14 protein-coding genes are annotated in these 19,312 nt (G+C 68.5%); 5 read left to right on the forward strand and 9 right to left on the reverse strand.

Annotated elements, in window-relative coordinates:
• Positions 1-261 precede the first annotated feature (261 nt).
• Genes K3888_RS15645 through K3888_RS15655 form a run of 3 tightly spaced genes read right to left on the reverse strand, consistent with a single transcriptional unit; the run spans position 262 to position 4,924 of the window.
• Positions 262-1,338: a restriction endonuclease subunit S gene (locus K3888_RS15645; RefSeq protein WP_230931211.1), complete on the reverse strand. Its 1,077-nt coding sequence runs from the start codon at positions 1,336-1,338 to the stop codon at positions 262-264.
• Positions 1,335-2,942, reverse strand: a complete 1,608-nt coding sequence (locus K3888_RS15650; RefSeq protein WP_230931212.1) for a class I SAM-dependent DNA methyltransferase — start codon at positions 2,940-2,942, stop codon at positions 1,335-1,337. The genes K3888_RS15645 and K3888_RS15650 overlap by 4 nt, the downstream gene beginning before the upstream one ends.
• The gene (locus K3888_RS15655) at positions 2,942-4,924 is read right to left on the reverse strand and encodes a DNA-binding protein (RefSeq protein WP_230931213.1); all 1,983 of its coding nucleotides are present in this window, start codon (positions 4,922-4,924) and stop codon (positions 2,942-2,944) included. The genes K3888_RS15650 and K3888_RS15655 overlap by 1 nt, the downstream gene beginning before the upstream one ends.
• Before the next feature lie 190 nt (positions 4,925-5,114).
• On the opposite strand from K3888_RS15655, the gene K3888_RS15660 reads away from it, so the two are divergent.
• Both K3888_RS15660 and K3888_RS15665 read left to right on the forward strand, forming a co-directional pair.
• Positions 5,115-5,732 carry a hypothetical protein gene (locus K3888_RS15660; RefSeq protein WP_230931214.1) on the forward strand — a complete coding sequence of 206 codons (618 nt, stop codon included), beginning with the start codon at positions 5,115-5,117 and terminating at the stop codon, positions 5,730-5,732.
• Between the two features lie 143 nt (positions 5,733-5,875).
• A complete protein-coding gene (locus tag K3888_RS15665) occupies positions 5,876-6,934 on the forward strand; it encodes an NAD(P)-dependent alcohol dehydrogenase (RefSeq protein ID WP_230931215.1) in 1,059 nt (352 codons plus the stop codon).
• Between the two features lie 16 nt (positions 6,935-6,950).
• On the opposite strand, the gene K3888_RS15670 is transcribed toward K3888_RS15665, so the two are convergent.
• The 4 genes from K3888_RS15670 to K3888_RS15685 form a co-directional block, all read right to left on the reverse strand.
• Entirely contained in the window at positions 6,951-7,169 is a 219-nt protein-coding gene (locus tag K3888_RS15670) for a hypothetical protein (RefSeq protein ID WP_230931216.1), read from the reverse strand.
• Positions 7,170-7,195: 26 nt separating this feature from the next.
• Positions 7,196-8,143 (reverse strand): WXG100 family type VII secretion target, encoded by a 948-nt coding sequence (locus tag K3888_RS15675; RefSeq protein WP_230931217.1) that lies wholly within the window; start codon positions 8,141-8,143, stop codon positions 7,196-7,198.
• Positions 8,144-8,151: 8 nt separating this feature from the next.
• On the reverse strand, positions 8,152-8,460 hold the full coding sequence (locus tag K3888_RS15680; RefSeq protein ID WP_230931218.1) for a hypothetical protein: 309 nt from the start codon (positions 8,458-8,460) through the stop codon (positions 8,152-8,154).
• A 135-nt stretch (positions 8,461-8,595) separates the two neighbouring features.
• Positions 8,596-9,939 carry a cryptochrome/photolyase family protein gene (locus K3888_RS15685; protein ID WP_230931219.1) on the reverse strand — a complete coding sequence of 448 codons (1,344 nt, stop codon included), beginning with the start codon at positions 9,937-9,939 and terminating at the stop codon, positions 8,596-8,598.
• A gap of 212 nt (positions 9,940-10,151) precedes the next feature.
• Between K3888_RS15685 and K3888_RS15690 the strand changes: the two genes are divergently transcribed.
• Complete coding sequence (locus K3888_RS15690; RefSeq protein ID WP_230931220.1) at positions 10,152-10,742, forward strand: HD domain-containing protein; 591 nt, start codon at positions 10,152-10,154, stop codon at positions 10,740-10,742.
• 10 nt (positions 10,743-10,752) lie between these two features.
• Here K3888_RS15690 and K3888_RS15695 read toward each other — a convergent pair whose 3' ends face one another.
• Positions 10,753-11,403 (reverse strand): hypothetical protein, encoded by a 651-nt coding sequence (locus K3888_RS15695; RefSeq protein ID WP_230931221.1) that lies wholly within the window; start codon positions 11,401-11,403, stop codon positions 10,753-10,755.
• A 124-nt stretch (positions 11,404-11,527) separates the two neighbouring features.
• Here K3888_RS15695 and K3888_RS15700 point away from each other — a divergent pair, with 124 nt between their 5' ends.
• Positions 11,528-14,452, forward strand: coding sequence for a PD-(D/E)XK nuclease family protein (locus K3888_RS15700; protein ID WP_230931222.1), 2,925 nt, complete (start codon positions 11,528-11,530; stop codon positions 14,450-14,452).
• Entirely contained in the window at positions 14,449-17,904 is a 3,456-nt protein-coding gene (locus K3888_RS15705; RefSeq protein WP_230931223.1) for a UvrD-helicase domain-containing protein, read from the forward strand. The genes K3888_RS15700 and K3888_RS15705 overlap by 4 nt, the downstream gene beginning before the upstream one ends.
• Here K3888_RS15705 and K3888_RS15710 read toward each other — a convergent pair.
• Positions 17,897-19,192, reverse strand: coding sequence for a DNA gyrase subunit A (locus K3888_RS15710; protein WP_230931224.1), 1,296 nt, complete (start codon positions 19,190-19,192; stop codon positions 17,897-17,899). The two genes, K3888_RS15705 and K3888_RS15710, sit on opposite strands and share 8 nt — an antisense overlap.
• Positions 19,193-19,312 lie beyond the last annotated feature (120 nt).

Below are 19,312 nucleotides of genomic sequence, written 5' to 3' on the forward strand. Positions count from 1 at the left end.
ATGTCGATTGCCGAGCTCTCCGTGACCGTGGGGCGCACCAAGAACGCTCTTCGCCCGGTCCTCCGCCATCTCGTCGAGGACGGAAGAGTGATCCCCACCGCCGGGCCCCGGAGCAGACACCGTCGATATCTGCTGCCGGAGCCGACGACCAGAGACTGCGAGACGTGACCTGGGGACTGTTAGATTAGGTACCCCCCTAATCTGACACTGATCCTCAATTTTCGCGATTAGTGACAGATTACGGCGGCGCCCCTCCGCCACTCAGAGCACCGCCTCGGCGGCCTGCTCGGCATCCTTGACGGTGATCCGGCCGTTCATGAGAATGGGAAGCAGTTCGTCGCGGGTGCGGGCCAGCGAGTCAATCTCCAACGAAGCTGCTACGGATCGGTCGTATAGGGGATCCACCGTCGACCGCACGACCGCGACCCAATCATCGAGCGGCACTGCTACCGTCTCAGTGGCCAAGTCCGACTTATTCAAATGTATTACGGTCGTGGCGACTTTTGACCGCTCGATAAGACTTAGCGGCCCTTCAAGCGCAACCATTGCCACGGCGTTACCATATTTTGCACTGGAAACCTTCATGACACGCTGATTAACTAGAGCCGCTGGGCCCGCCCAGCGTGTTGCTCGGAACTCTGCATCCATTCCGACGAGAAGGGTCCCCGGCTCAGCAATTATTTCGTTGCGACGAATTTCTTTCGTCCAGACCTTACACCTGAAGCTCTTAAGATCTCTGATGCGAATAAGTGGGCGGCCGGTTCCCGGCTCCGAGAAGTGCTCTCCCTTGAATGCTTCGCCGAACTTGAATGTGAAGGCCTCTACTAGTGGAAGTCGGGTAGTCGGAGTTCTACGAACCAATCCGCGAATCAACTGATCGCCCACCTCAATGACCTGCCGGTTCGCGGCGATCTTATCGTCCAGCGCGCCGATGACCTCAGAGATCGCGTCCTGTACGCCTCGGGGAGGGACCAATACCGGAACGTGTTTAATGTAATTCCGATTCAGCATCGGCTGAACGCTACCGGAATCGAATCCCGCTAGATCAAGCGTCTCGAACAGATGGTACAACCACTTGGGGTTGTTTCCTTTGAAATCCGTAGCGTAAAGGGTCGTATTCAGTGGCCAGAAGTCGGTTTCGCTCCACTGAGGCTTTCCGAGATTAGTCGCTCGTCCGACCGCAAACCCGGGCCCTTCCACCATTGCTTCGTGGTGAGTTCCATTGAGCTTCCCAGCCGAAACGACAGGAAAGGCTCCGGGTACGCGTTCAGAACTGGGCAGATCGAATCCTCGCCTGAGTTCGATCACGTCGTCGAGAGTCGCGCTTCTCCAGTTCACGCGAGCCTCCCCAACTGCTCGCGAACCACGGCATCGAGCCGGGCCGACTCGTCCAACGCTGCGGTGAGCTCTCCGGTCAGCCGTGCGATCTTCTCGTCGATCGGCTCAAGATCCTCTTCCGCCTCGGGCACACCCACGTAGCGGCCCGGGGTGAGCGCGTAGCCGGCAGCCTTGATCTCCTCGAGCGTCGCCGACCTGCAGAAGCCGGCCACGTCCTCGTACTCGCCCATCGCGGAGGGGCGCCCGCGCCAGGAGCGGAACGTCTCGGCGATACGCTGCAGGTCCTCCTCGCTCAGCGTCCGCTCCACGCGGTCGATCATGTGGCCGAGTTCGCGGGCGTCGATGAACAGCACCTGCCCCCGACGATCCACCGAGCCGCCCTTGCCAGCGGCCTTGTTCTTGGCGAAGAACCACACGCACACCGGGATGCCCGTCGCCCGGAATAACTGCCCCGGCAGGGCGACGATGCACTGCACCACGTCGCCCTCGACCATCGCCTTGCGGATGTCGCCCTCGCCGCTGGTCGAGGTGGTCATGGTCCCGTTGGCCATCACCACGCCGGCCTCGCCGTTCGGCGCCAGCTTGGACAGGATGTGCTGCATCCACGCGTAGTTGGCGTTGCGCTTGGGCGGCACCCCGTAGACCCACCGCGGATCGTCCTCGCGTCGCGCCCAGTCCTTGATGTTGAACGGCGGGTTGGCCATCACGTAGTCGGCCTGCATGTCCGGGTGGATGTCCCGGGCAAAGGTGTCGCCCCAGCGCGAGCCGAGGCCCTGCGAGTCGATCCCGTGGATCGCCAGGTTCATCTTGGCCATCCGCCACGTGCGCTCGTTGAGCTCCTGTCCGTACACGGCGACGTTGGTCGGATCCTCCTTGTGGCCCTCGAGGAACTTCTCCGTCTGCACGAACATGCCCCCCGACCCACAGCACGGGTCGTACACGCGCCCCGAGTGTGGCTCGAGGATCTCCACCAGCGTCCGCACCACCACGGGCGGGGTGTAGAACTCGCCGCCGCGCTTGCCCTCTGCCTTGGCGAACTTGTCCAGGAAGTACTCGTAGACCTCCCCGAGCAGATCCCGCGCCTTGGAAGCGCCACCACCGGTGAAACGCGCCGCGTTGAACAGGTCCACGAGCTCACCCAGTCGGCGCTGCTCCACATTGTCGCGACCGAACAACACCGGCAGCGTGCCCACCAACGACTCGTTGGCCTGCATCAACGCGCGCATCGCGGCGTCGATCAGCTCACCGATCGACTGCGCGTCGTTGGTCGACGACGCCGGGATGCCCTTGGCATGCCGCGAAAGGTACTCCCAGCGCGCCTCGGCGGGCACCCAGAACACGCCCGAGCCCAGGTACTCGTCGGCGTCCTCGAGCGTCTCCGCGAGGTAGGCCTCGTCCTCACCGGCCAGCTCCTCGCGGATCGCGTCCCGGCGCTCTTCGAAGGCGTCCGAGACATATTTGAGAAACACCAACCCCAGCACGACGTCCTTGTACTGCGACGCATCCATGGACCCGCGGAGCTTGTCCGCCGCCTTCCACAGCGTGTCCTTGAGTTCCTTGGGGGTCGATGCCTCCATGGGCATCGGAACCAGCACTTTCGCCATCAGGCGTTCTCCTCGTAGTTCTGATCTGAATAGTCGTGGTCTATGCGCAGCGTGCCCGCCGCGAGTCCGTCGGAAAGTTCTGTGGTGAGCGCGTCGAGCGCACGCAGTTCGGCCAGGAGCCGTGCCCGATGCTCGGCGGCCCGTGCCGCCACCGCGCGCCAAGGGCTACAGGCGTCGACGACGACGGTGCGCAGCCGCCAGGAACGGCAATCCGATCCCCGCGAAGCCGAAATATCTCGAACCGCGAGCTCGGGAAGAATACGTCGCGATCCCTCGACCGGCTCCAGACACCGCAGGATCCGCGCCGGCGCCTGAACGGCATTGCCGCCGACTGCGTCGATGATCGCGGCCGGCCCCCTCGTCGTCGTAAACACCACGTCGCCCGGCTCCGTGAGCCGGAACCGAGGTGCGCCACGGACCAGCGCCACCAGGTCGACCGACCGTGACCCGATCGCGCACTGCCCGCGCACCTCGTCCGGGCCGATCACCCCGATGCCGCCCGAACCCGCCGCGAAGACCTCCGCGGGGATGCGCACGCCCGTGATCACCCGCGCCGGCCGGTGCCGTCCCGAGGTCGCCGCCTTCCACGGCAGCGAGTGATCAGCCGCAGCTCCGGCAGCCACCACCTCGACCCCGTCGAGCACTCCGGACGCCGACGCATCGCGCTTCTCCCACAGTCGGGCCAGCGCATCACCGCCGTCCTCGACCAGGTGATCGGTCAACGGCAACGCCAGAGCGTCGAGGGCAACCACGGCCTCGGTGACGCGATGTGCGCTGCGCAGGAACGCATGTGAGCGGCGCGTCCCACCGCCCTGCAGCGCTGCCGCGATGTCGTGGGCCACCGCGCTGTTCTCCGCGTCGTCGAGCGCATGGCCCGCGTGCTCACCGAACGTGGTGAACTGACGCTCGGACTCCGCTTCACCGGGGTGGCCCAGCGCCCAGAGCGCCAGACGGCGACGCCCTCCGAAGCGGCACAGACCCGCAGGCAACCGCGCCACATACCGCAGCGGTGCGAGATACCCGCCTGGTTCCTCACCCAGCACACGGCGACGAAGCGCCGGATTCGGCAGCCGGTCGACCAGCAGCGGTGACGGGGCCACCACCAATGCGGCACTCCCGGGTTCCAAGCCGATCACCGTCTGATCGAGATCGTCGAAGAACGTCTCCGCATCGGCCGGCGCCAGCGATATCCACTGCCCCACCACCAGGGTCTCCACGCACGAACCGGCGGGCTCGAACTGCACCCCGAGCGCCGCGAGGTAGCGCCACAGCAGCTGATCGACCGGATTCGTGACCTGGCCCGGGGCGACGATCCGCGGACGACCGGACTCGGGCAATGACTCCAAGACTCGAACTAGAAGCCGCAGCCCTCCCGGCCCCCGCGGCACGAGTGCCCTCTCCGAGTCCTCAGCGACTGCGGAGACAACCGACGTCAGTAGACGATCCCCCTGAACCGTCAGGGTCTCCGACCCGAGGCGGGAACCGCTCGTCTCCTGCTTAGCCACCAGCTTCCCCAGCACGCGGGAGGCCGTCACGCCCGCCTCGGCCAGTGTATCGACCTGAGCGGTCAGCTCGGTGTCATCGAGTGCGGACGCGGCATCCGTCAGAGAAAGGACCGGATCGACGTCCGCCTGCGCGAGTAAGAGAAGAACGTCGTCCGGATCGCTCTCGGAGAGAGGCGAGCCCGACAGCGCGTGGAGGAGCAGTAACGCGGAGGCGTCCGCCAGGCGGACGGCGACGGCATCCGCGAGGGTCGAGTGAAGGAGTGCATCAGCACGCGCTTCACGGTTGTTTCCCCTGCCGGTCTCTTCCAACCATCGGCCGACCTCGTCGGCATCGAACACGAGTGAGGACGAAACCACCGGTGTGGGGAACGGCGAGTCGGACCCCGCACTTCGTCGGCGCCAGGTCGACACGACCGGCCGCCGCACGCCGGCGAGGTCGGCGACCTGCTGCATGGTCAGGGTTTCCTGCGGCCGCACCGAGCCACCCCCTCACGTCACTCTGGTCACCAGTGCGAATGACGCTACCGCTCAACATCGAGTGATTAAGCATGGCCTCCGCTAACACCCCTTATCGCGTGACTGGTTTTACGAATTGAGGGGTGCCATCCAGTGTGGTTGCCGGGCCGACGCCCAAGTCCAACCCAAGCCCCTTCACAAGGAGACCACGATGACCTCGACCTCTATCCGCACCTATGCCACGGCGTCCGTGGCCACCGCCCTGCTCGGAGCCAGCGCGGTCCTTGCACCCGCCCTTGCCGTGGCGCAGCCCCTCGCGCCGTCCGACATCATCAAGATCGACTCCCCGGAGCTACAGGTGCGGGTCAGCGGCGATACTGCCCACGTCACCGTGGCCGCGCCGAAGGACATGGTCTGCGTGGGCCCGCTGGTCGTCGAAGGCTCGATCGATGCCGACGACATCGACCCCGAGAACATCGATGAGACGTTCTTCGAGGACCTGTTCGACGAGGCTGTCTGGCCCACCGAGGAGAAGGACCTCCATGCGGTGGTCAACGAGGGCAGCCCCCTCGCGGACGAGCCGGGGGTGTCGGTCAGCCCGCTCAAGGTCAGCGTGCCCGACCTCAATGATGGCGCCTACGTCGCCACCTCCCTGTGCGTGACCGAGGACAGCATCAACACCACCAACGCGGCAGACCAGTTCAGCACCTACGCGGACGCGGACTACCCGGTGCAGATCCACCTGCGCAACTTCTCCGTCACCACCACCGGCAGCGTGAGCCTGGGCAGCGCCGACGTCTTCGGCAGCCTCGGCAGCATGGGCAGCTGACGGCGGAGACTTCGGCGGTCATCACCGACTACGGCCGTCGCCGGTAACCGCCTGCAGCCGCCCCGATCGTCCGGGGCGGCTGCAGGCCGTGCGCTGGATAACTACTGTGGCGAGAGCACCAGCCTCGATCTACGGGAGAAACCATGGACGTCGCCGCCGTTACTGCGATCGCACCAGACGCACCGTTGGAGAAGACCACGATCCGCCGGCGGGACACCGGCCCGGACGACGTGCTCATCAGGATCGAGTTCGCGGGCATCTGCCACTCGGACATCCACCACGCGCGCGGAGAGTGGGGACGCACCATGTACCCCACGACACCAGGTCACGAGATCGTCGGGATCGTCCGCGAGGTCGGCTCGGAGGTCACCCGGCATGCGGTCGGTGACCGCGTGGGCGTGGGCTGCATGGTGGGCGCCTGCCACGAATGTTCCTCGTGCGAGGCCGGCCAGGAACAGGAATGCGAGCGCGGGGCGGTGATGACCTACGGCTCCCCGCTGCCCGAGGACTCGGTCGAGGGCACCACCACGCAGGGCGGATATTCGACACACATCGTGGTGGAGGAGCGCATGGTCGTCTCCGTCCCTGAGGACCTGGATCCGGCAGCCGCCACACCACTGCTGTGCGCGGGTGTCACCATGTTCTCGCCGCTACGGCAGTGGAACGTCGGCCCTGGTTCAAAAGTCGCGGTGATCGGCATGGGCGGGCTCGGACACGTGGGCGTGCAACTCGCCGTGGCGATGGGCGCCGAGGTCACCGTCCTGTCGCAGACCACCTCCAAACGGGACGATTCGCTGCGCTTCGGCGCCGTCGAGCACTACGCGACCGCCGGCGACGAGGGCAAGCAGAACCTGCGCAACCTGATCGGCACCTTCGACGTCATCCTCAACACCGTGTCCGCCCCGCTGCCGCTCGACCAGTTCATGCGCACACTCAAGCCGCGCGGCGCAATGGTGGAGATCGGGATCCCCAGCGAGCCGATGTCGCTGCGCGCGGGGTCGGTGACAGGCGGGCGCAAGATCCTCACCGGGTCGATGATCGGCGGCATCCCCGAGACCCAGGAGATGCTGGACTTCTGTGCCGAGCACGGGATCACCGCCGAGATCGAGTTGATCGCGGCGGACACGATCAACGAGGCCTACGACCGCGTGGTCCGTTCGGACGTGCGCTACCGCTTCGTGATCGACGCCAAGACGTTCTAACACAAGAGCCGGGCCGTCAACGCCAGCCAAAGAACTGCATGCCGAAGAGCGTCACGAGGAGCACCAGGCCTGCGATGATGAGTGCGCATCCCTGTTCTTTCATGCTCGCGCCGAACCGACGCTTGAATTCCGTCCACTTGCCGTCCCAGAATCCCGGCTTGGCGTCGAGCGCCGGGTGTTCGTGGGGCCCTCCCGGCCGCCCCTGTGAGTCGGATGGCCAATTCTCATCGCTCATTGCCCAGTCATCCTTTACGTCATCCATCAAGAGAACTTTTCATGCACTGCGTCGCCGGCCTTCTGGCCCAGGTAGGTCCCGACCACCGCCCCGATCCCAGCGCCGATGAACGTGCCCACCGGCCCGAACACTGTTCCGGCCGCAGCGCCGGCAGCGGCGCCCCCCAGAGCTCCCCCACCAAACGCGGCAGTCGTTTCCACGACAGCTTCACCGGTTGAGGTCTTTCCCTCGGCATGCGCCTTCATCCCGTCGTAGACCGTAAGCCCACCACCCAGCGGACCGGCGAGCCTTCCGAGGCCCCTCAAGCCAGCGCTCGCGGCACGCCCGAAGTCGTCTGGGACCGGATTCAACTTGTGCCTGCCCCGGGTGTCCGGATCGAGTTCGTCGGCGAAGTCCGGGTATCCCCGTGACGCCGCCGCCGTCATCGCGTCCACTCCCCGACCGGGCCACGGGTCATCCGGGCCCGGGAGCGGCGATCTGTCGACCTCCGAGGGGATGGCGCCGTAAAGCCGGGCGGCGATCTCGTCGATCTGCCCTCCATAGTCATCGTCGAGCGAGACCACGGTGTCCACCGCTAATCGGATCGCCTCGGCGTGCTCGTCGACAGTTGCCTGGTCAATGTCATCGCGACCGGCGGCAGGACGCACCAACTCGTCTCCTACCTCGAGTCCGGCTCCTTCAGCCTCGGCAATCCGTTCGCGGACGGCCCGGACCGCCGAACCCAGGGCGGCCCGCGCTCTGCGGAGCACATCGGCGAGATCATCGAGCGCGTCGGCCAGCTTGGTGACATGTGCCCTTTCGAGCTCCACGGCATCGAGAACCGCGTCAGCGGCGAGTCCGTCCCAACCTTCGTCCAATGCCTCGCCGCCATCGGAGAGGATGCTCCGGGCGTCTTGTGCCACCGATGCCCGGCCCGCCACCGCATCGCCCGCCTCGATCAGGGCCCCGACCTCCCAGTTCCGGACCTGGCCCACCGAGTACGTCATGGCCCCGCCACCGCCCCGAGCAGGGCGGCGAAGTCGGCGTCCTCCGCCTCGAGGAACCGGTGCGCCTGGTCCGCGAAATCCGCCAGTCCCGCGAGCCGGTCCGAACTCCGGGCCGCGCACACCGCCGCCGCGCCGCAGGCCCGGTCCAGCGCCTGCTCTACGGCCGAACCTCCCGGCAACGCCACCGCTACTCCTGCGGCCACCTGCGGGAACTCCACGTCTGCGACTCGGTCGCCGGACGCGCGGAACACGGAGACCGCACTGGTGATCTTCCCGGCATCCGCCCTGATCGTCCCGTCGGGCATGGGCTCACCTCGTCGTCGTCATCACAGTCCGTCACCTTCTACGACGGGGCGACTACCGAGAATGGTTCCGGGAGCCGCCGACCTTCATCACGGCGACAACGACCACACGATGCCGTTTGCACGCATGTGCGGACGTCACACGTCCCGTGCGAGCTCATAGCGGCGCAGCGCCTCGCGGCGCTCCTCCGCATGATCTATGATCCGCTCGGGGTACCCGTGGTCGTACCCTTTGGAAGCCTTCCACGGTTCATGGGCATCACTCCCCCGCAGGTGGGCGAGTTCCGGAACCCACCGCCGCACGTAATCACCCTGCGGATCGAATCGTCGCCCCTGGGTAACCGGGTTGAATACCCGAAAGAACGGGGACGCGTCGGTCCCTGTCCCGGCGACCCACTGCCACCCGTGGTTATTGGAAGCGATGTCGCCGTCGAGCAGCAGAGACAGAAAATGACGTGCACCCACCGGCCACCACACGTGGAGGTCCTTGACCAAGAAACTCGCCGTGACCATGCGGACGCGATTGTGCATCCACCCCTCGGAACGAAGTTGCCGCATCCCCGCGTCCACGAACGGGTACCCGGTGCGCCCCTCTCTCCATGCCTCCACCAGACCAGCCACCTCCGGTCCGTCGTCATACGGCATTGCGGACAGCTCGTCGCGGAGGTCACACCACGCCGAATCGGGTCGATGCCAGAGGACATCGGCATAGAACTCCCGCCACGCCAACTCGGTCACGAACCGGTGCGCCCCGTCTCCGGAGGCGGACTGGTGGTCGGCGAGTTCGGCCAGAATCGTCCGTGGGTGGATCTCGCCGTACTTGAGGTGCGCCGACAGTCGACTGGTCGTGTCGAGATCAGGACGGTCCCGTCCCTCCTCGTAGCCGGTCAGATCCTCGGCGAGAAACGCGCGCCAACGGTCGAGCGCAGCGGCCTCGCCGACTCCGGAGGAATGCCCGATCACCTTCTCGCCCGGTGCCGTGGCCCACGTGACGTCCGCTGGTAGGCGACCCGGCCCGGGCCACCCGTGGTCGTGCCATGCGCGCGAGAACGGGGTGAACACCTTGTAGGGCTCACCCGAGCGGTTGAGGATACGTCCAGGTCCGACGGCGTACGGTGAGCCAGTCTCCACCAGTTCGCGAGAGTGGCGTTCGAGCTCGGTCCGGACACGGTCATCACGGCGCCGACCGTAGGGTGACGGCTCCCGCGAGACGTGCACCTGCCGGCAGTCGGCCTCCTCGGCCAGGTCGACGATCACCTCCGCCGGATCTCCGGTGCGCACCACCAGCTTGCCGTCCATGCTCTCCGACAGGGCCGCCAGGGACGCCTCGAGTCGTTCCACCCGCGCCCCACCGCCGGACAGCAGTACCGGATCACGGACGAACACCGGCAGCACCTCATCCGTCGACTCGAGAGCGGCGAGGAGGGCCGGATGATCCGCCAACCGCAGATCGCGACGAAACCACACAATCGAGGTACTCACACTGCTCCCGACCGTCCGGGAACGGGGACCCGGACCGCACCGCACCGACACTAGCGGTCCACCGCGCTGGTCGTCTCCGGATCCTCCTCACGCGCGCCGACCGCCGTGTCGGCCCCATGGTGTCTACTTGAGGTGTGGCCGGGGCCCCGATTCTACGGCCACCACCCGGCGGCGTCGCCCGGCGCCGGGATCTCTCCCCCAAGGAGTTCCTCATGCCACTCACCTGGTCCCCCACCGTCGACCGCGCGCTCGCCGTGGCCGCCCGGTGCCATGCCGGCCAGACCCGCAAGGACGACCCGACGCCCTACATCGCCCACCCCGTCGCGGTGGCGATGATCGTCTCCGACTTCACAGAGGACGAGGACGTGGTGGTGGCCGCGCTGCTCCACGATGTGCTGGAGGACGTGCCGCCGTCGGTGTACTCGGCCGCCGACATGACCGCCGAGTTCGGCGAGCGCGTCACCGAGATGGTGCGCGGGGTGTCCGAGGAGAAGACCGCCGGTCAGGAGACGCCGCCGTGGCGGGTGCGCAAGGAGGGCTACCTCGCGCAGCTGGCCGACGACTCCCCGGAGTGCCTGCTCATCTCGGCCGCCGACAAGATCCACAACCTGCGATCGATGGTCGCGGCGCACGGTCGCCTCGGCGACGAGATGTGGGGATTGTTCAACGCCGGGCCGGACGAGAAGTTGTGGTTCTACAACGCGATCGCGGACACAGTGACCGAGCGGCTCGGCGACTGTCCGGCATCCCGCGAACTGCGCCGGGCGGTGGACGACGTGGCCACGCTCGCACCCACGGGCTGATCTGCGCAGGTCAGTCGGCCCAGAACGAGACCATGGACTGGCTGGAGATCACGGCGCCGTCCTCGTAGATCACCATGCCCGCGGGGCTGATCGAGTACACGACGCCGTTGTTGGCGACCGTCGCGGTGCCGCCGGTCACGACCGGATCGTCCACCTCGACCCCGGAGCCGCCGGCCGACCCGCGGTAGTAGTAACGGCCGTTGTCGGGATTGATGCAGATCGAGAACGACGCCTGCGTGGTCCTTCCGATCATCGTCGCGGGGTCGCCGGCGTTGCACCGGGCCTGGCGGTTGTCCAACCACCCCGAGTAGTCCGCGCCGGACGGGTATCCCGCCGACGGGTTCGGGCGCGGCGCGGGCGCCTCGCGGGTCACCGTGACAGTCTCGCGCTGCGGCGGGGTGGTGAAGGCGGTCTCGGTGACCGGGGACTGCGGAGGCTGCGCCGCGGTGGTCGACGACGACGAGGCCACCACACCTTGAGCCTGCCCGTCTCCGGAGGGTCCGCCAGGACGCAGGAAGAGATAGGCGACCACGCCGAGCAGTGCCAACACCAGGACTGTCAGCAGGGCGATGAGTGCCGTCATCGGGCCGGAGATCCCGCGCTTCTGTTGGGGCTGATAGCCACCCCGGCCTGCCCCGCCACCGTGCCCGTCGTACGTCATCGATCGCTCCCCCGGCCGTGCTCATCAATGTGATCGGACGGTAGCAGGCCCATCCCGCGAGAGACCGGCGTCGCTGCGATCTGTCCCCGCGGGGGATGTCGCACCCGTGGGGCACCATGGGCACGTGACCGGATTCCAGACCAGTTCCACCACAATCGCGGACGCGGTTCACCGTGTCCGATCGCGCGATCCTCTCTCCCCCATCACCGTGATCGTGCCGTCGTTCGGGGCGGCTCGGGACCTCATCCGGGCGCTGGCCATTGCGGGCGGCGCGGCCAACGTGGCGGTGCGGACCGCGGCGCAGGTCGTCGCCGAGCTGGCGGCTCCCGCGCTGGCGCCACGGGCCGCCCTGCCGCTGCCATTGCTGGCCGCTGCGGTGGACAAGGCGTTGGACTCCGAACCGGGCCGGTTGCATGCGGTGGCCACGGAGCCGGTCACCGGGCAGGCCGTGGCCCGGGCCTGTCTCCGGCTGGGCGCAGTCGAACCCGGGTCGGTCGCGCCGGAGACCCCGCTGCACGAGGAAGTACTCCGTCTCTCGCGGGAGGCTCTCACGCGGACCGGCACCGCGTATTACACGCAGTTCGAAGCGGTGACCACGGCGCTCGAGCGGCTGGAGCTCCTCGGGAGCGTGATCGTGGCGGCGCCGCTGCGCGGAACCGAGGTCGAGCGACGGCTGCGGACGGCGCTCGAGGCCCGCGGGGTGGACGCGGTCCCGGGTGCCGGGTCGGACCACCTGGCCCCCGCCGCGGAGCCGGACGCCGAGAGCGCGGTGACCGGCACCCACGTGCTGCACGCCTCGGATTCGGACGATGAGATCCGGGCGGTGGTCCGCTTCGTCCGGTCGCGACTCGCCTCCGGCATCCCGGGCCACCGCATCGGCGTGTACTACCCCTCGCCGGACCCCTACCAGCGCCTGGTGCACCGGGCTTTCGCCGAGGCCGGTATCGCCGTCCACGGGCCGAGCGACTCCGGGGTGGGCCGTTCGGCTGCGGGCCGGTCGCTGATCCGGTTGCTGCGGATGGATCACGACCTGATGGGGCGGGCGGAGTTGCTGTCGATCGTGGCCGAGGGGGCCGTGGTCGCCACCGATGAGAGCGGGAAACAGGTGTCCTCCCGTCGGTTGGAGCTACTGACGCGCACCCGATTCCCCGTGATCGGAGGTGCCGACTGGGGCCGCTTGGCCGAGACTCTGCGCGTCGAGCCGCCGGGGCTGAGCGAACGCGACCGGGAGGCGGCCGCCGCCGTGCTAGACCTGATCACGCGCATCCGTTCCGGCCTGGCATCCATCGATGCCGCGGCGTCCTGGGCGGAGACCGCCGAGGCGGTGGATCGCCTCGTGACGGCAGTCTTCCGGCAGAGCCCGGACCGTGCGGCAGTGCGGGCGGTCGTCGCCTCGCTGGCCGACCTGGACACGATCGCACCTGCGATCACCCGTGAACGGGTCGTGGGTGCCATCTCCTCGCGTCTGGACCCGATCACCGATCGCGTCGGTGACCAAGGCGCGGGGGTCGCGTTGGGGCCGATCGACGACGCCGTGGGGCGGGATCTGGACACGGTGTGCGTGGTCGGTATGGCAGAGGGCCTGCTGCCGGTGCTGGGCCGACCCGATCCGCTGCTCCCCGAGGGTGTGGCCGAGCCGTCCGCCTCCGAGCAACTCGACGAGCGGTACCGGGTCCTGCAGCTGGCCCTCACCGCAGGCTCCACGCATCGGTTGTGTTCCTTCCCCCGGGGGTCGATGCGGGGTGGCGGGGACCGCATCCCCTCCCGGTGGCTGCTGCCCACACTGTCCCGGCTCGCGGGCGCCAAGGTCCACGCGACCCGCTGGCAGGAGGCGGTCGCAGAATGTCCGACCGTCACCGCCGTGCCGTCCTTCGTCGACGGCATCCTCAGCCCGCCGCCCGTCCTCGGTTCCGATCCCGCGACCTCCGCCGAACTGCGCATCCGGACACTCGCCGGTTCCGCCTGGCGGGTGGGGGCCGACTCACCCGACCTGCTCGTGCGGGCGCATCAGTTGCGCGCCGATCGCCGGCTGGGCCGCTTCACCCGGTTCACCGGGGACGTCTCCGCTGCCGCGGATCTGCTCACGGTGCTGGATCGTCCGCTCTCTCCGACCCGTCTCGAGGACTGGGCCCAGAGCCCCTACCTGTTCTTCGTCGGCACGATCCTCCGGGTCCGAACCCTCGATGACCCCGCCGATGCGATCGAGATGGATCTACGCGACTACGGCGACCTCGTCCACGCGATCCTCCAGCGCTACGTCGACGACCGGATCGAGACCGGTTCCGGACCGGACCGGGACTTGCTGATGTCCGCGCTCAAGACGGAGTGCGATGCCGTTGTGGCGTCATCACCCGGGCTCGTCGCCTCGCTGTGGCGGCGCCGCGAGCTGCTGCTCCGGGCCGAGCTCGACCGGTGGTTCGACGAGGACACGGCCGATGCCTACCAGGGCTGGCGCCCCACCGCGACCGAGCTCGGCTTCGGCAGGGCGGATGACGCCGGCGAGGTACTCGAGATCCCGTACGAGGTGACCACCTCCACCGGCACCACGTCGCTGCTGCTCGCCGGCTCGATCGACCGCATCGACAACCGGTCCGGAGCCCAGCGCGTGACCGACTACAAGACCGGCAGGAAGCCCGAGGACGACGACCAGCCGACAGCGGAGGACCCCACCAGGTCGGGCACCAGGTTCCAACTGCCGCTCTACGCCGCAGCGGCAGCGACCGCCCGCGACCTGCCGGTGACCGAGGCGCGCTACTGGTACTGCACCGAGAAGGGGGAGTTCACCCAGATCAGCCTGGCCATCACCAACCAGCTACTGGACCGTGTTCGCGCGGACGTCGGTCACCTGGTGGACGCCCTCCAGCGTGGTTGGTTCCCCCTCAAGGGCGGCCGGGGCTCGTCTCGCGATCTGGCGAACATCCTCGGGGGGACCGACCTCGACGACGCCTGGGCCGTGCTCTCCACCGCGGAACCGATGACCACCCATCCCGCGTTCGCCGGCCTCCTGAGCGCCGACCAGACCCAGAACGAATCGGAGTCGCGCCCATGACCGATCTCGCCGATCAGACCGCCCGCGACCGGGTCGAGTCCGACACCTCCGCCACCCTGTTCGTCGAGGCGGGAGCCGGCACGGGAAAGACGTACGCGCTGGTCCGGCGGCTCAGCGCGCTGTTACTGGACGACGAAGTGCCGATCGACCAGATCGCTGCCATCACGTTCACCGAGAAGGCCGCCGCTGAGCTCCGCGACCGGCTCCGCGTGCACCTGGTCGACGAGCGGGACAAGGGCGACCGCCGAGCCGACGCGGCGCTCGCAGGGCTGGATACCGCCGCGATCGGAACGCTGCACTCGTTCGCACTGCGGCTGCTGTCCGAGAATCCGCTCGAGGCCGGGATCCCGCCACGGGTCACCGCCCAGCAGGACACCGCCGAGGCCGCAGCCGTCGACGCCCTCTGGCAGGAGTGCGCCACCCTCCTGTTCGGCAGCGGTCCGACCGCGACCCGGGGCGGCGACCTCGCGCGGTCCGTCGACGACATGCTCGACGCCGGGGTGGGCCCCACCTCGTTCCGTGAGGTCGTCGAGGCACTGCACAGCGACTGGGACCGGCTGCCGGCCATGCCTCTCCACGACGGCGCGCAGCTGCCGCCGAATCCCGACCTCGACGAGGTCGTCGCGGCCGTCGGGTCGATCGTGGGCTGGCGCGACTCCTGCCAGGACGAGACCGACCTGCTGTACCAGACCCTCGGGAAGCACCAGACCTGGCTGGAGGACCTCGACGCGGCTCTTGCCGATGCCACATCCTCGCCCACATGGGTCGAACTGCTGGGTAAGCCCGTCGGGCCCGGAAACGGTGGAAAGGGCCCCAACTGGGGAGGCACCGACGTGGTCAAGGGCATCAAGGATGAAATCAAACAGCTGCCGGGGATCTGCGAGAAAGTCATGGCCACGCACTGGCGGCCCCGCATCCAGCTGACCCTGGATGCTCTCATCCCGGTAGTGCGCAGGCACGCCGACGAGCGGCGTCGCCACGGCACCCTGCAGTTCCACGATCAGTTGGTGCTGGCCCGTGAACTGCTTCACGACCGCGCCGTCCGCGACCGGGTCCAGGACCAGTACAGACGGATCCTCATCGACGAGTTCCAGGACACCGATCCGATCCAGCTGGACCTGGCGGAGTTGCTCACCGCCGCCGCAGACGGGCCGGGTTCCGAACCCGGCCGGTTGTTCACGGTCGGAGATCCCAAGCAGTCGATCTACCGGTTCCGGCGTGCCGACATCTCCACCTACCTCCGCGCCCGCGGGGGCCGCGACGAGTCCGATCCCCCCGTCGAAGTCGAGCAGCTGAGCACGAACTTCCGGTGCTCGCGGGCGGTGTTGGAGTGGGTGAACACGGTGTTCGGCGAGGTGCTGCTCCCGATCGAGGGGATCCAACCCGAGTACCGCGCACTCGCCCCGGCGCCAACACGACCCGCGCACGATCCGAAACACGGGCCGGCCCCGTTCGTCTTCCGGACCGAGGACGCTCCCGAGCACTGCCCGGACGACGCCAACGACGGTCAGCGGCGCCACTGGACCGAGGCGGCCGATGTGGCACGAGTGATCGCCACCGCGATCCGAGAGGGCTGGACCCACGAGTGGAAGGACGGGGAGCAGACCCGCCTGCGGCTCGGCGACATCGCCATCCTCCTGCCGTCGCGCGGATCTCTGCCGATGCTGGAGACCTGCCTCGACCACGCCGGGATCGACTACCGGACCGAGGCTTCGTCGATCGTCTACGGAACTCCCGAGATCCGCGAGTTGCTGCTGGCGGTGCGGGCCATGGCCAACACCGCCGACGAAGCCTCGCTCGTGGGAGCGCTGCGATCTCCGTTGTTCGGCTGCGGTGACGACGACCTGTTGCGCTGGCATGCGGCAGGCGGCACGTGGTCGCCGCACGCCCGCGTACCCGACGAGCTCGACGACTCACCCGTAGCCGAGGCGATGCGCTACCTGTCCGGGCTCTCGCGCGACACCCGGCGGCCGGGAGAACTCCTGGAAAGGCTCGTCAACGACCGCATGGTGTTCGAATCCGTTGCCGAGTCACCGCGGCGACGCGACCTGTGGCGGCGCATCCGTTTCGTCATTGAGCACGCCTGGCAGTGGGAGGAGTCCGCCGCCGACCCGGCCCGCGCCGACCTGCGCGAGTACGCGGACTGGGCGTTGTCGCTCACCGCCGAGGACGCCCGGGTGCCCGAGGCGGCGATTCCCGAGATCGGCGTGGATGCGGTGCGCATCACCACGATCCACGCGTCCAAGGGCCTGGAGTATCCGATGGTCGTCCTCGCCGGAATGAGCCGAAAATGGCCCGACGACCGGGCGCGACTGCTCTGGACCGAGGACGAGCCGCCGCGGCCCGTGGCACGATTCTCGACGATCGTGCGTGATCCGGCGTTCGCCGCTGCCGCCGACCGCGAGAAGGTGCATTCGCGGGCCGAGCGGATCCGGCTTCTCTACGTGGCCACGACCCGGGCCGAGAGCCGTCTGGCCGTTTCCGGGCACGGATACGCGCTGTCCAAGGCTGCGAAACCCAGGCCTCTCTCACTGTGGGGATCGCTGTTCGGGTCGGTGGTCGAGGAACCCGATGCGCCTGCGCTGGTGGAGTACGGGAAGGGCTTGCTGCAGAGCGCACCGGTGCCGGCCGTCGACATCCCCGACGCGCTCGAGTGGGCCGAGCGCAGTCGTGAGATCACCGCCCGGTCGGCCGAACGCGCAGGCTGGTCAGCGACACGCATCGTCCACCCCGCGGATCCCGCAGAGCCCGGCGCACAGGGAGTGCTCGACGGCTCGGAGCGGGACTCCGGCGATGCGGAGGGGACGCCCTCCCTCCCCGAGCAGCTCGCGACCGCCCTGCGTGAGCGGTTCACCCCGGCTCCCGCGCGAGCGGAGGAACTCCCGGCAAAGCCCCGCAGCGCTCCGATCGCCGCCGGGCCCGACGTGGGGACGGCTGTGCACTATCTGGCCGAGCACTCGGACCTGACCGCGCTGCACAACCCGGAAGCCGACACCGCCGCCGCTCTGAGCGAGTGGCAGGGCTGGGCCGAGGAGCAGCTTCAGGCCCTGGGATTGAGTGGGGGTCTGCGCAGCGCCCGCACGCCGGAGGCTGTCGCCGAGATGGTGGCGGTGGCCCGAACCGCGCTGGCCTCGGAGCCTGTCCTCCGGGCCGCGACGAGGCGGCACTGGGCCGAGCTTCCGGTGGCAGGCCCCCTGACCACGACCGACGGGGCGACGGTCGCGGTGGACGGAGTCGTGGACCTCGTCGTGGACGAGCCGGACGGCACGCTATCCATCGTCGACTACAAGACCGACGTCGCCGTCTCACCGACAACCATCGACGAGTACCTGCTCCAACTGTGCGCGTATGCGCAATTGCTCGGTACGGCCACCGGCAGGTCGGTGTCTCGAATCGAGCTGGTGTTCTGCCGGGGCCCGCGAGCGACGGTGGTGACGCGCGAACTCAGCTGAGGTTGGTCCACACCACGCGGCCGTCGACGACAGCCCCGACGGCCGCGTCGCAGGGCGAGCCGGTCGTCAACGACTGGTACAACTCCACGAGCAGGTCGACCACCGAGTCCCACAGGCGGTGCAGCGGCTCGTCGCCGCCGTACGCCCAGACCGAGCCGGCGTCGGAGCCGCCACCGTAGACGACCGCATAGCCGAAGCCACGACGCTCGGCGATAGGCCACAGACGAGAAGCCCAGCGAACATCGGAGCCCGGCCGGGATCCGAGCCCGCCCTCGGACATCGCGCTCTCGAATCGGACGGACTGCGCATCGAAGCCCAGGCCGGCCGAGAGCGGTTCGGCGAACGGGAACAGCCCTTCCAGCGAGTCCAGACCAGTCCGACGTAGATGCCACAGCAGGGTTCGGATGCCCGCCTGGTCGTCCACCCCGCAGCTGTCGAGCAGCGCCCCCGACTCATCGGATGAGGAGCGCGGGTCATCGGACCACGCACCGGTCGGTGGCCGCACCCCGGCCATCATGGCGATCGCGTCGCACAGCTCGCCGATTTGCTCGTTCAGCACCGCGGACGCATCCTCGCGCGCCGACATCGAGCGCCGGGCCGGGCGGGCCGAGCCCGCAGCCGAGTCCGCGTCACCGCCCGAGGCTGCGGCTGGGGCTGGGGCTGCGCCCGCGGCTCGCGCCGGAACGACCGGCGGCCCCGGGGTGCCCGCCACAGCCCGGGGCGCGGGCTCCGGCGGGGCCGAGAGAAGTGGCGGCGCCTCGATCTTCGACTTCTCCATCGCGGAGCTGATGCCGGCCAGGACCCCGTCGAAAGCCGCGCCGAAGTCCGTGCTCCAGTCGGAAGCGGGCGCGGCGTCCCACTGCGGTTCGGCGGCGTAGCGGGCGGAGTGATGGTCTTCGGAAGGAGACTCGGTGTAGGACGCCGCGGGTGCCGTGGGTTCAGGCGCCGGGGCGGGATCGGACCCAGAGGCGGGGATCGCGGGCAGCGCGCCCGTCACGTCGGCCAGCAGCTCCATGCGTGCGCGACGTCCGTCGTCGAGGCGCCTGCGCTCGGAGCGTGTGAAGGACATGACCGGCAGGGTCAGCAGCAACGCCGCCTGGCGGCCGGTGAAGCCGAATCCGAGCTTGAGCGCGCGCCGTGCTTCGACCGGGGATTCCGCCTCCCGGATGGCCTCCATGACCGCGTCGAGGTCTTCGGCGGCCAACAGAATCGCCTCGGCCTCGTCACACGCGCGTTCGAGATCATCCCCGGGTCCGAACCATCCCCCATCTGCACTGATCGCACGCATTCACGGCCCCGTTCTCTCACACATCCGGCCCGACCGGCACCGGACGCCCGGAATCCTACGCGTAGTCGGCCCGGATCAGCCGTCCGTTCTCCGCCTCGACCACGGGGTCTGTGACCGAAA

This window comes from Dietzia aurantiaca, from assembly GCF_021033825.1.
Classification (GTDB): Bacteria; Actinomycetota; Actinomycetes; order Mycobacteriales; family Mycobacteriaceae; genus Dietzia; species Dietzia aurantiaca.

Excerpts from the sequence above, each read along its gene's own strand:
- K3888_RS15650 (WP_230931212.1), bottom strand. The coding sequence starts at position 2,942 with ATGGCGAAAGTGCTGGTTCCGATGCCCATGGAGGCATCGACCCCCAAG.
- K3888_RS15660 (WP_230931214.1), top strand. The coding sequence starts at position 5,115 with ATGACCTCGACCTCTATCCGCACCTATGCCACGGCGTCCGTGGCCACC.
- K3888_RS15665 (WP_230931215.1), top strand. The coding sequence starts at position 5,876 with ATGGACGTCGCCGCCGTTACTGCGATCGCACCAGACGCACCGTTGGAG.
- K3888_RS15670 (WP_230931216.1), bottom strand. The coding sequence starts at position 7,169 with ATGAGCGATGAGAATTGGCCATCCGACTCACAGGGGCGGCCGGGAGGG.
- K3888_RS15680 (WP_230931218.1), bottom strand. The coding sequence starts at position 8,460 with ATGCCCGACGGGACGATCAGGGCGGATGCCGGGAAGATCACCAGTGCG.
- K3888_RS15690 (WP_230931220.1), top strand. The coding sequence starts at position 10,152 with ATGCCACTCACCTGGTCCCCCACCGTCGACCGCGCGCTCGCCGTGGCC.
- K3888_RS15695 (WP_230931221.1), bottom strand. The coding sequence starts at position 11,403 with ATGACGTACGACGGGCACGGTGGCGGGGCAGGCCGGGGTGGCTATCAG.
- K3888_RS15705 (WP_230931223.1), top strand. The coding sequence starts at position 14,449 with ATGACCGATCTCGCCGATCAGACCGCCCGCGACCGGGTCGAGTCCGAC.
- K3888_RS15710 (WP_230931224.1), bottom strand. The coding sequence starts at position 19,192 with ATGCGTGCGATCAGTGCAGATGGGGGATGGTTCGGACCCGGGGATGAT.